We start from the raw sequence: 11,794 nt of genomic DNA, 5'->3' as shown, positions 1-11,794 counted from the left end.
TGGGTGCGTTGGACGCACCGAACGCCACATTGGGTGCGTCTGACGCACCCAACGCCACATTGGGGCGCTTGGGGCCTGGTCAGCCGACGCGGATTCGGGGGTCCAGGATGCCGTACAGGAGGTCGGCGACCAGGTTGGCGATCACCACGCTGGCCGCGATCACCACCAGCCAGCCCATCAGGACCTGGGGGTCGTTCTTGTTGACCGCTTCGACCAGCAGTGTTCCCATGCCGTGCCAGTTGAAGACCGTCTCGGTGATGATCGCGCCCGTCACCGTGGCGCCGAAGTTGACCGAAAACAGGGTCATCACCGGGATCAGGGCGTTGCGGAACGCGTGGCGCCAGATCACGCGGCTGTTCGACACGCCCTTGGCGCGCGCGGTGCGCACGTAGTCGGCGCCCAGGACCTCCAGCATCGACGCCCGCTGGAAGCGGCTGTACGCGGCGAACGTGATGGCCATGATCGACAGCGTCGGCAGCAGGAACGCGCCGACGTACTTCGCGAGCGCGTCACCCACTCCGGTGGCCGTGAGGCTCTCCGGGCTCGTCGTCCGGAGCCACGGGTCGCCGAGGACGTCGGACAGGCCGAGGTCGCGGACCCAGCCGTTGGCGCGGATCGCGTAGCCCTTGAGGACGATCGCCACGCAGAAGATCGGCATCGAGAACATCAGGAACGCCAGCGTCGTCGCCAGGTAGTCCCAGATCGAGTACTGCTTCACCGCCGCCAGGACACCCACCAGGACGCCGAAGACCAGGGCCAGCACCGACGCCGTCAGCACCAGCTCCAGCGTCACCTTGAACGCGGCCATCACCTTCGGCTGGACCGGGGTGAACGCGTTGCCCTGGGCGATCGAGATGCCCCAGTCGCCGGTCACGAAGTGGCCGAGCCAGCTGAAGTAGCGGGCGATGACGCTCTGGTCCAGGCCCAGCTTGTGCTCGGTCTCGGCGATCGCGGACGCGCTGATCCCCGGTTTGCTGCGGAGCTCGCCCAGCGGGTCGCCGGTGTTGGCGACCATCACGAAGCAGAGGAACGTGCCGATCAGCAGCACCGGGATCGAAATGGCCAGCCTGCGGAGCACGTACAGCACGAGATTCATCCGAAACCCCCAGGTCCGGCGATCCCCGCGGAAACGGACGCGGGGGCGACCGGAACCGGTCACCCCCGCGTCGCGCGTTCAGGCCTTCATTCTCCGCTGGCGCGGGTCGAAGGCGTCGCGAAGACCGTCACCGATGAAGTTGATCGTCAGTGAAATCAGCACGAGCACGATGAACGGCCCGAAGAACAACGCCGGCCGGGTCTGCAGCTGGGCGTAGTTCTCCAGGATGACGCGGCCGAGCGAGGTGTCCGGCAGCTGGACGCCCAGGCCGATGAACGACAGCGCGGCTTCCGCCAGCACGGCCTGCGCGACCGCGAGGGTCGCGTTGACCGTGATGCTGCCGACCATGTTCGGCACCAGGTGCTTGAAGATGATCCGGAACGTCCCGGCGCCCGACGCGCGGGCCGCGTCGACGAACTCGCGCTGGGACAGCGACATCGCCTCGGCGCGGGTGATCCGGGCGATCTGCATCCAGCCGAACGCCGCCAGCACCAGCGCGACGATGTACCAGGAACCGCCGCCGAAGACCTTGGCGAGGATGGCCGCCGCGGCGATCTGCGGGATGATCAGGAACAGGTCCGTCACCCGGGAGATCGCCGAGTCGGAGAACCCGCGCAGGTAGCCGGCGACCGCACCGAACACGACCCCGATCACGGTGGCCAGGATCGACACGGTGAGCGCGATGAGGAGCGAGTACTGCGTACCGCGCAGCACCTGCGACACCATGTCCTTGCCGACCTGGGTCGTCCCGAGCGGGAAGTCGCCGCTGGGCTTGGCGAACGACGGGAACGAGCTGTCCTCGTAGTTGTGCTTCCAGAACAGCGGCATCACGATGCTGATCAGCACGATCAGGATGAGCACGCCGGTCGACGCCATCGCCAGCTTGTGGTGCAGGAACTTCCGCAGGACCAGCTTGCCCTGGCTGCGCGGTTCCGGCAGCGCGTCCGGAGGCAGCGTGCCTTCGGCCGAAGCGGTTTCGCTCGCGAGAAGAGAGTTCAAGTCAGCCAACGCGAATCCTCGGGTCCAGGATGCCGTACATCAGGTCGGCGATCAGGTTGGCGACGATGACACTGCTGGCGATCACCACGAGCCAACCCATCATCACCTGAGTGTCGTTCTTCGTGACGGCTTCCACCAGCAATGTGCCCATACCGTGCCAGTTGAACACCGTCTCGGTGATGATCGCGCCGGCCAGGACCGAGCCGAAGTTGACCGAGAACAGCGTCGACACCGGGATCAGGGCGTTGCGGAACGCGTGCCGGAAGATGACCCGGCCGTTGCCGAGGCCCTTGGCGCGCGCGGTGCGCACGTAGTCCGAGCCCAGCACCTCGAGCATCGAGGCGCGCTGGAACCGGCTGTACGCGGCGAAGCTGATCGCCATGATCGACAGCGTCGGCAGCAGGTACGCGCCGATGGTGCTGGTGATGAAATCGCCGACGCCGTCGGTCTTCAGCTGCTCCGGGCTGGTCGTGCGCAGCCACGGGTTGCCGAGGACGTCGGACAGGCCGAGGTCGCGGACCCAGCCGTTGATCTCGATCGCGTAGCGCTTCAGCACGATCGCGACGCAGAAGATCGGCATCGAGAAGAGCAGGAAGGCGAGGGTGGTCGCGATGTAGTCGATGATCGAGTACTGCTTCACGGCGGCCAGCACGCCGACGATGATGCCGATGATCAGCGCGAGGATCTCGGCGCCGACGACCAGCTTGAGGGTGACGCCGAAGGCGGCCATCACCTTGGGGGCGACCGGCGCGAGGGCGTTGCCCTGCGCGATGGAGATGCCCCAGTTCCCGGTCAGGAAGTCACCCAGCCAAGTGAAGTAGCGGGGCACGATGCCCTGGTCGAGACCGAGCTTGGCGGCCGTGGCGGCCAGCGCTTCCTTGCTGATCGTCGGGTTCTGCCGCAGCTCGCCCAGCGGGTCACCGGTGCCGGCGACCATGACGAAACACAAGAAAGTCCCGACCAGGAGGACGGGAATCGATATCGCCAGACGGCGAAGGATGTAGATCACCAGGTTCAACGAACTGCTCCTCATCCGGGCCTGGTCGTCAGAAGTGCGCTGGACCGCTACCCGGTTGTCTACCGTAGTGGCGGTAACCCTACGGTCAACAGCTACTTCCGGTGGGTACCGGGGCCCGGCTTGTGGCCGGACCCCGGTACCTCCCAGGTCATCTGGAGCGAGGGGAAAGAAGAGGCGGGACGAGCCCTACTTCTTCTGCTCCCACTCGCCGACGTTCCACAGAACACCGTCGTACGACTGCATGTAGACGCGGTCGATGCCCTTGAACGCCCACATGCTCGGCGTCTGGAACAGCGGCAGGGTCGCGTAGTCGTCGGCGATGGCCTTGTCGGCCTCCTGGTACTTCTGCAGCTTGACCTGCTCGTCGGTGGCCTTCACCGCGGCGTTGTAGGCGTCGTCGATCTTCGGGTCGCAGAGGTTCTGGTAGTTCTGCTCGCCGCCCTTGTCCGGGCAGACGTAGATCGACTTCGACTCCGCCTTGAACGGCTGGGCGGACCAGCCGAACAGCGCCACGTCGTAGTCACCGGTCGAGACGCGGCCACCCTTGAGGAAGTTGGCGTCGGTCTCGTCCTTGACCTCGATGCCGGCCGCCTTGGCCTGCGAGATGATGATCTCGACGGTCTGGCTGCGGCGGGCGTTCTGGTTGTGCGTGATCTTGAACGAGGCGCGCTGGCCGTTCTTGGCGAAGATGCCGTCGGCACCCTTGGCCCAGCCGGCGTCGGTCAGGGTCTTGGCCGCCGCTTCGGCGCCCAGGCCGGCCTTGCTGCTGTACAGATCGGTGTAACCGGGCTCACCCTGGAAGAACACCACGCTGTTCAGCGGCTCCGCGTCCGCCTGGACCTCCTTGAGCAGCTTGTCCGTGATCTCCTTGCGGTTGACCGACTCGAGGAACGCCTTGCGGAGGTCCTTGTCGGCGAACATGCGCTTGAAGTTCAGGTCGAGGTGCTCGTAGGTCAGCTGCGAGGCCGAACCGTAGGTCACGCCCTGCGCCGCGAGGCCCTTCATCGTCTGGGCCGCGGTGGCGTCCGGCTGGGTCGACGCCGCGACGTCGATCTCACCGTTCTGCAGCGCGGTCGCCATCGCCTTGGTGTCTTCCATGGCGCGGACGATGATCTTCGACGGGCCACCCTTGCCGCCCGCCCACTGCGGGTTCTTCTCCAGGGTGACGGCCTTCTGGTTGGCGTCGAACGCGGTGATCTTGTACGGGCCCGACGACGGCATGATGTCCGCCTTGAAGCCCTTCCACTCGTTCGACCAGAAGTCACCGGCGGCCTTGATCTGGGCCGGGTCGCCGGTCGGGGCCAGCTTGGTGATGTCGGCGATGCCGGTCTTGGCCTCGAGGACGTGCGCGGGCATGATCGCCGGCGCGTTGAACAGGCCCTTGTAGTCCAGGTAGGGCTCGCTGTAGTCGGTGACGAAGGTCAGCGCGTCCTTGCAGGTGGCCTGCTTGATCAGCGAGTAACCGGTGGTCGACGCCGAGTTGAACGGGTTCTTGCCGTCCGGGCCCTTGGCCAGGCCGCTCTGCGACAGCCACGCCAGGTACATGTCCTTGCAGTCGTAGGCCTGACCGTCCGACCACTTGATGTTCGGCTTGATCTTGTACGTGACCTGCTGCGGGTCCTTCTGCGTGACGTCCCAGGACTCGAAGACGTCGTTGTTCAGCAGGATCTTGTTGTTGCCGTCGAGCTTCAACGTACCGGAGAGCACCGCGGTCAACACGTAGTTGTTGTACGAGCTGTTGGTGTCCGGGGTCTGGTTGTTGTACCCCGAGTACCCGTCGTCGATACCGATCGTGACCGTGCCGTCGTACCCCGGGGTGTCCGCGAGCTTGAACAGGTCGCCGGTCTCGGCCTTGCCGACAGCCATCGCCTTGACGTCGGTCGACGATCCGTTCTGATCGGTGTTGCCCGAGCCCGAATCACCACCGCTGCAGGCGCTCAGCAACAGCGAAGCGCCGGCGACGAGCGACAAAGCGGAGACTGCTTTGGATCTCCTCATGAAGTGTGCCCTCCTAGCACTGAGCCCTTGAATATCGGGACAAGGGCCCACACCGCTCCGGTTGGATGGGCCGGAGCCTACGACACGCCAAGCGACACTCAACTGGCGCACTGCGGGAGCACGCTAGAAAGGAAAAGCACCGACAGTCACCAGTTCCGGGTCGATCGTGACCAAAGGGTGACTTCCAGTCGACATCCAGAAATACGACGGTTACCTCATGGATTCACAACGTCCCACTCGAAGGCGTTGGTAAAGATCACCCGGTAGTACTGAATGCGTAGCCAACCGATTACTTCGGGCCGCGAGTCCAGTTCACCGCCGACCCGAACGGGCCCACCATGGGGGGACCTGGCGTGACGCCCGAGATGCCCGAACCGATCGCCAGGGTGTCAGCCAATTGGAACAGCGGAATCACCACGTTCTGGCGCCAAAGTTCAGGCTCAAGAGTGGTGAGCGCTTCGCCCGTCGGAGTGGATCCGGACAGCGCCGCGTCGATCGACGGCTGCAGCGCCGGGTCGCAGAACCCGGCCGCGTTGCCCGGGACGACGGGCTTGGTCTTGTCGACGCCGTCGGCCGTCTGCTCCGGGCGGCAGCCGAAGGTCGACGCGAGCACCGAAGCGGTGTCCCCGCCGACCGCCTGCGGGACGACGGCGATGTCGACCCCGACGTTGCCCGCCGAGTCGCCGGTCGGCTGCTGGACCCCGCCGACGACCGGCATCGCCAGCAGGCCGCTGAACAGGTCCCGCGGCGGCGGCGTGATCGCGTTGACCTCGATGCCCTGCGCCGAGAGCTGGCCGGCCAGCTCCTTGGCGATCGACGCGTACGGCTCCTGGGCGGCCGGTGAGGCGATGACCAGCGAGAGCGCCCGGCCGTTCTTGCGCCAGGTGCCCGCGGTCTTGGTGTAGCCGGCCGCCTTCAGCGACTGCTCGGCCTTGGCGACGTCGGGCGCGGTGGGCGGGCCGGGCGGAATGGTCGCCGCGTAGCCCTTCACCGACGGCGCGGTCACCTGCGCGTCGGCGTGCAGCGTCGACGACGGGCCGCCGTTGACGCCCTCGGTGATCAGCTTGGTGCGGTCGATCAGCGCGGCGACACCGGCGCGGACCTGGGCGTCCTGCAGGGTCGCGCTGACCGGGCGCAGCAGCACGTCCGCCACCAGCGGGCGGGCGACCGTGTGCAGTTTGACCGCCGAGCCGAGCTCGCCGAGCAGCTTGAGCTCGTCGCCGCTCGTGCGGGCCAGCGCGAACTGGTCGTTGCCGCTGCGCAGCGCGGCCAGCAGCGTGTTCTGGTCCGACCGGCGGAGCACGATCCGGTCGATCGCGGCGGGCTTCTCCCAGTAGCGCTCGTTGCGCTCGAGGATGACCTCGCCGCGGGCGGTGTCCAGGCTCTTGATCGAGAACGGGCCGGCGACGGCCGGGAAGTTCGAGGCCAGCGCCCCGCGCCAGCCGTCGGGCGCGTCCTTGAGCAGGTGGGCGGGCAGCAGGTCGGAGAACAGCGTCTGCCAGCCCGGGTACGGCTTGGCGAAGGTGACCTCGACGCGCTTGCCGCCCTCGCGCGACTGCAGGTCGGTGATCTGGCGGTAGCCGGCGGGCTCGATCACGCCGGGCTGGTCGCGCAGCTGGGTGCGCAGGTAGTCGAAGTCCTCGGCGGCGATGGGCGCGCCGTCGGACCAGGAGGCGTCCGGCCGGATCTCGTAGGCCACCACGAACGGCTGCTGCGAGATCACCTCGGCGGACTTCATCAGGTTCTTGTCGAGCTGGGTGGTGCCGTCGTCCTTCTGGCGGAACACCGAGGGCAGCAGAAGCTGCGAGAGCGCGGAGGTCACCTGGGACGAGTCCGCCAGGTTGTGCGGGTTGTACCCGCCGAGCACGTCGTCGACCCCGACGACGATCTGCGACGGCGTCTTGCCGGTGGTCGACACGGGTGCGACCGACGACGACACGACCGGGGGTGGCGGGGTGTTGGAGCAGGCGGTGAGCAGCACGGTCGCGAGTGCCAGCACCGGCACCGCCTTGCGATTCACCCGCACGCCCCGTTCCTCCCCGTTTCCGCCGATCGGGTCAGTCATGCTCCCACGACCGCCTCCGCCGCCGGAACCGAGATTCCCACACCCGGATCGGGCGGCCTCGCCGCCCCTGGGTGCCACTACGGGAATGGACGCGCGGCACACCGTCCGGGTTCCCGGACCGTTCCGGAACGGCGGAACGAACACGGGCCGGACACGAAAAAGGTTCACCCCGGTGGTCGGCGCCAGGCGATGAGGCCGTCGCGACCCCTATAAAGATATAAGGAGAAGAACGGCGGAATTCCTGACGCTGGGTCCGCCACCGGCCGACCCAGCGTAAGGGATCAGGCACGAAAAAACCTCCCGGTGACGAGCACCGGGAGGCTTTTTCGAAGCGGCGGATCAGCCGTTGTCGCGGCTCTTGGCGCGCGAACGCTCCTTCGCGCGGGTGTTGACGTCCAGGGTCACCTTGCGGACCCGGACGACCTCGGGCGCGACCTCGACGCACTCGTCGACCGAGCAGAACTCCAGGGCCTCTTCCAGGCCCATCTTGCGCGGGCGGGCCAGCGTCTCCATCACGTCGGCGGAGGACTGACGCATGTTGGTCAGCTTCTTCTCCTTGGTGATGTTGATGTCGAGGTCCTCGAAGCGCGGGTTCTCGCCCACGACCATGCCCTCGTAGACGTCGGCACCCGGCTCGACGAAGAACGTGCCGCGGTCGGCCAGCTGGATCATCGCGTACGCGGTGACCGGGCCCGAGCGGTCGGCGACCAAGGAGCCGCTGTGGCGGGTGCGGATCTCGCCCGCCCACGGGAAGTAGCCCTCGAACACGTGGTTCGCGATGCCGGTGCCGCGGGTCTCGGTGAGGAAGTCGGTGCGGAAGCTGATCAGGCCGCGCGACGGGAGCACGTACTCGAGCTTGATCCGGCCGGTGCCGTTGCCGCTCATGTCCTCCATGCGCCCCTTGCGGGCGGCCAGGAGCTGCGTGATCGCGCCGAGGTGCTCCTCGGGCGAGTCGATGTAGAGGCGCTCGAACGGCTCGTGCAGCTTGCCGTCGATCGTGCGCAGGACCACCTGCGGCTTGCCGACGGTCAGCTCGAAGCCCTCGCGGCGCATCTGCTCGACGAGGATGGCCAGCGCCAGCTCGCCACGGCCCTGGACCTCCCAGGTGTCGGGGCGCTCGGTCGGCAGGACGCGGATCGAGACGTTGCCGATCAGCTCCTGGTCCAGGCGGGCCTTGACCAGCCGCGCGGTGACCTTGTCGCCGCCGTTGCGCCCGGCCAGCGGCGAGGTGTTGACGCCGATGGTCATCGAGATGGCGGGCTCGTCGACGGTGATCCGGGGCAGCGCGACCGGGTTCTCGGAGTCGGCGAGGGTGTCACCGATCGTGATGTCCGGGATGCCGGCGATGGCGACGAGCTCGCCCGCGCTGGCCTCGGTCGCCGGGACGCGGGTGAGCGCCTCGGTGACCAGCAGCTCGGAGATCCGGACGTTCTGCGTCGTGCCGTCCGCGCGCATCCAGGCCACGGTCTGGCCCTTGCGCAGCTTGCCGGCGTGGATGCGGATCAGCGCGATGCGGCCGAGGAAGTTGGACGCGTCGAGGTTGGTGACCAGCGCCTGCAGCGGGGCGTCGAGGTCGGCGGCCGGCGGCGGCACGTGCCGGAGCAGCGTGTCGAACAGCGGGTCGAGGTTCTCGCTTTCGGGGATCTCGCCGTCGGCGGGCTGCTCCAGGCTGGCCTTGCCGGCGCGCGCGGAGGCGTAGACGACCGGGAGGTCGAGGATCGCGTCGTGGTCGGCGTCCTCGATGTCGCTGGCCAGCTCGAGCAGCAGGTCGTGGGTCTCCTCGACGACCTCGGCGATCCGGGCGTCCGGCCGGTCGGTCTTGTTGACCAGCAGGATCACCGGCAGGCCGGCTTCGAGGGTCTTGCGGAGCACGAACCGGGTCTGCGGGAGCGGGCCCTCGGACGCGTCGACCAGCAGGACGACGCCGTCGACCATGGCCAGGCCGCGCTCGACCTCGCCGCCGAAGTCGGCGTGGCCCGGGGTGTCGATGACGTTGATCGTCACCTGGCCCTCGGGGGTCTGGCGGTGGATCGAGGTGTTCTTCGCGAGGATCGTGATGCCCTTTTCGCGCTCCAGCTCGCCCGAGTCCATCACGCGGTCGACGACCTCGGCGCGCTCGGCGAAGGCGCCGGACTGGCGGAGCATCGCGTCCACCAGCGTGGTCTTGCCGTGGTCGACGTGGGCGACGATCGCGACGTTGCGCAGGTCGGGCCGGGTCTTACCGGTCGGCCGGCCGGTTTCGACGGTAGCGCTGGCTGCGGGCACGCGAGAACTCCTGAACTTCAAGGGTTGGATGGCCGCGCACACCGTTCAGGCTTCCCGTGACCGGCTTTGGTCACACGCGGACCTCACCCAGGATACCTGCCGCCCCATTGTGAGCGGCCCCACGCCCCCCTGGCGGTTAGGCTGACCTAACGTGGAAACCCGGTGGAGGTCGCCGATCCGGAAGGTGCGTGCGCGTGGGCAAGAAGCCGAAGGACCCGCGGAAGGTCGTGCGCAAGCTCATGAAGGCCGGCAAGGTCAAGAAGAAGTGCTGCCGGTCGAAGCCGCGCTGCAAGAAGTGCCCGGTATTGGCTCTGAAGAAGGCGAAGCTGGACCTGGCCGCCTAGTGCGGTACCGCTTCGTTGAGCAAGCGCAGCTCCGGAGCGGTCTTGGTCGGCGAGAACTCGATGACCTCGTACTGCGCGAGGTGCTGCACGCAGAACGGGTCGGACGCCAGGATGGCGTCGAGCTTCCCGCGGGACATCGGCCGCGTGATGATCACGCCGCCGGTGCGCGGGTTCCGCCGCCCGGACGCCAGGAAGTGGCCGTGCTCGTACTGCTTGTTCAGCCACTCGGCGTGGTCCGGGAGCGCGTAGTCGATTTCCTCGATCGGGGCTGTGTAGTTCAACAGGACGACATACATGGTTAGACGGTAGACCCGCACGCCACTTCGCGCCTATGCTCGCCGCATGCACGCGCAGACGTCCAGCTGGTGGCCGCCCTCGGCGGCCGTTTAGACCTGCGCTGATCACCAGCGGCCGCCCCGGGACGGGCGGCCTTTTTCGTGCCTTCTCCGGGGTGGCTCCACCTCGGGAGGAACACATGAGCAAGCTGTCCGGCATCACCCCCTCCGGTCACGTCCACCTCGGCAACTACCTCGGCGCCGTCCGCCGCTGGGCCCTCGAGGGCGGCGCGGACGACCTGTACTTCGTCGCCGACCTGCACGGCATGACGACCCCGCACAACCCGGCGAAACTCCGATCCCTGGCGCGCGAGCAGCTCGCCGTGCTGATCGCCGCCGGCATCGACCCCGAGCGGGTGTTCGTCCAGTCCGACCTGGCCCGCGAGCTGGGCGCGCTGACCTGGGTCCTGGAGTGCACCTGCAACTACGGCGAAGCGGCGCGGATGATCCAGTTCAAGGAGAAGTCCAAAGGTCAGGCCGGGGTCAGGCTGTCCCTGCTGACGTACCCGGCGCTCATGGCCGCGGACATCCTGCTGCAGGGCGCGGACGAGGTCCCGGTCGGCGAGGACCAGCGCCAGCACGTCGAGCTGACGCGGACCCTGGCCAAGCGCTTCAACGGCACGTACGGCGAGGTGTTCACCATCCCGCGCGCGGTACTGCCGCCGGCCGGCGCGCGGGTGAAGGACCTGGCCGACCCGACGCGCAAGATGTCGAAGTCGGCCCGGGACGCGGTGGGCGTGGTGTTCGCGCTCGACGAGCCCGACCAGATCCGCCGCAAGGTCCGCCGCGCGGTCACCGACGGCGGTTCGGTGCCGGTGCACGCCCCGGAGACCCGGCCGGGGATGGCGAACCTGCTGGAGATCCTGGCCGCGTGCCGGGGCGGGTCCCCGGCGGAGCTCGCGGACGAGTTCACGTCCTACGGCGCGGTCAAGGACGCCGTCGCCGACGCGGTGATCGAGGAGCTGCGGCCGGTGCGCACCCGGGCGTCGGCGCTGCTCGACGACGTCGCCGAGCTGGATCGCGTGCGGAAGGCGGGTGCCGAGCGCGCCCGCGAGCGCGGTTCGCACCGGCTCGACGCGGCGCTGCGGATGATCGGCGCTAGCTGAGCAGCGCGCGGAAGGCCGGGAGGAGGATCCGGTCGGCGGGCAGCCAGTCGACGTCGTCGAGGTCGTCGAGCCCGAGCCACCGCACGGCTCGGTGCTCGACGGCCCGCGGCTCTTCCCCGGGCGAAACGAGCGTGGCGGCGTAGATCCGGAGGACTTTCCCGCCGGGCAGCGGGATGTCGTCGCCGACCCGCGCGCCGACCTCGACGACGACGTCGAGTTCCTCGCTGCACTCGCGGGCCAGCGCGAAGGCTTCGGACTCCCCGTCTTCGACCCGGCCGCCGGGCAGTTCCCACTGCCCCGCGTGCTTCGGCGGCCAGGCCCGCTGCTGGGCCAGCAGCTTGCCGTCCCGCACCAGGGCGGCTCCCACGATCACAGCGTTCACAGTCCCGGAACTTACCCCGGAAGCCCCCACCCCAAGCGCCCCAATGTGGCGTTCGGTGCGTTGGACGCACCCAATGTGGCGTTCGGTGCGCTGGACGCACCCAACGCCACATTGGGGTTGTTTCATCGTGGTTTGTGCTGGTCGGAGTGGGTTGGTGGAGTGTGGTAATGCTCAGGCCGGGCTGGG

Annotated in this window: 10 protein-coding genes; 2 read left to right on the top strand and 8 right to left on the bottom strand. The window is 68.1% G+C overall.

Annotation, left to right across the window (positions count from 1 at the left end):
- Positions 1 to 79 precede the first annotated feature (79 nt).
- The 6 genes from ACWEF6_RS41890 to typA form a co-directional block, all read right to left on the bottom strand.
- The gene (locus ACWEF6_RS41890; RefSeq protein ID WP_449688035.1) at positions 80 to 1,096 is read right to left on the bottom strand and encodes an ABC transporter permease; all 1,017 of its coding nucleotides are present in this window, start codon (positions 1,094 to 1,096) and stop codon (positions 80 to 82) included.
- A gap of 78 nt (positions 1,097 to 1,174) precedes the next feature.
- On the bottom strand, positions 1,175 to 2,104 hold the full coding sequence (locus tag ACWEF6_RS41885) for an ABC transporter permease (RefSeq protein WP_449688034.1): 930 nt from the start codon (positions 2,102 to 2,104) through the stop codon (positions 1,175 to 1,177).
- Positions 2,097 to 3,113, bottom strand: a complete 1,017-nt coding sequence (locus tag ACWEF6_RS41880; protein WP_310973508.1) for an ABC transporter permease — start codon at positions 3,111 to 3,113, stop codon at positions 2,097 to 2,099. Before ACWEF6_RS41880 ends, ACWEF6_RS41885 begins: the two co-directional genes overlap by 8 nt.
- A 186-nt stretch (positions 3,114 to 3,299) precedes the next feature.
- Positions 3,300 to 5,111 (bottom strand): ABC transporter family substrate-binding protein, encoded by a 1,812-nt coding sequence (locus ACWEF6_RS41875; protein WP_310973509.1) that lies wholly within the window; start codon positions 5,109 to 5,111, stop codon positions 3,300 to 3,302.
- A gap of 289 nt (positions 5,112 to 5,400) precedes the next feature.
- On the bottom strand, positions 5,401 to 7,137 hold the full coding sequence (locus tag ACWEF6_RS41870; protein WP_449688033.1) for an ABC transporter family substrate-binding protein: 1,737 nt from the start codon (positions 7,135 to 7,137) through the stop codon (positions 5,401 to 5,403).
- Between the two features lie 378 nt (positions 7,138 to 7,515).
- Complete coding sequence (typA, locus tag ACWEF6_RS41865; protein ID WP_361096016.1) at positions 7,516 to 9,441, bottom strand: translational GTPase TypA; 1,926 nt, start codon at positions 9,439 to 9,441, stop codon at positions 7,516 to 7,518.
- 194 nt (positions 9,442 to 9,635) lie between these two features.
- On the opposite strand from typA, the gene ACWEF6_RS41860 reads away from it, so the two are divergent.
- Positions 9,636 to 9,785 (top strand): hypothetical protein, encoded by a 150-nt coding sequence (locus ACWEF6_RS41860; protein WP_167455137.1) that lies wholly within the window; start codon positions 9,636 to 9,638, stop codon positions 9,783 to 9,785.
- On the opposite strand, the gene ACWEF6_RS41855 is transcribed toward ACWEF6_RS41860, so the two are convergent.
- Positions 9,782 to 10,081, bottom strand: coding sequence for a YciI family protein (locus ACWEF6_RS41855; RefSeq protein WP_176174983.1), 300 nt, complete (start codon positions 10,079 to 10,081; stop codon positions 9,782 to 9,784). The genes ACWEF6_RS41860 and ACWEF6_RS41855 overlap by 4 nt on opposite strands.
- Before the next feature lie 179 nt (positions 10,082 to 10,260).
- Here ACWEF6_RS41855 and trpS point away from each other — a divergent pair, with 179 nt between their 5' ends.
- A complete protein-coding gene (gene trpS / locus ACWEF6_RS41850) occupies positions 10,261 to 11,226 on the top strand; it encodes a tryptophan--tRNA ligase (protein ID WP_449688032.1) in 966 nt (321 codons plus the stop codon).
- Here the strand turns inward: trpS and ACWEF6_RS41845 are convergent.
- Entirely contained in the window at positions 11,219 to 11,608 is a 390-nt protein-coding gene (locus tag ACWEF6_RS41845) for an NUDIX domain-containing protein (RefSeq protein ID WP_449688031.1), read from the bottom strand. The two genes, trpS and ACWEF6_RS41845, sit on opposite strands and share 8 nt — an antisense overlap.
- Positions 11,609 to 11,794 lie beyond the last annotated feature (186 nt).

The sequence above is a fragment of the Amycolatopsis sp. NPDC004772 genome (assembly GCF_053601215.1).
The sequence above is the reverse complement of the archived record's forward strand: the minus strand, read 5'-3'. Positions and strand labels throughout refer to the sequence as shown.

Excerpts from the sequence above, each read along its gene's own strand:
- ACWEF6_RS41890 (WP_449688035.1), bottom strand. The coding sequence starts at position 1,096 with ATGAATCTCGTGCTGTACGTGCTCCGCAGGCTGGCCATTTCGATCCCG.
- ACWEF6_RS41875 (WP_310973509.1), bottom strand. The coding sequence starts at position 5,111 with ATGAGGAGATCCAAAGCAGTCTCCGCTTTGTCGCTCGTCGCCGGCGCT.
- ACWEF6_RS41855 (WP_176174983.1), bottom strand. The coding sequence starts at position 10,081 with ATGTATGTCGTCCTGTTGAACTACACAGCCCCGATCGAGGAAATCGAC.
- trpS (WP_449688032.1), top strand. The coding sequence starts at position 10,261 with ATGAGCAAGCTGTCCGGCATCACCCCCTCCGGTCACGTCCACCTCGGC.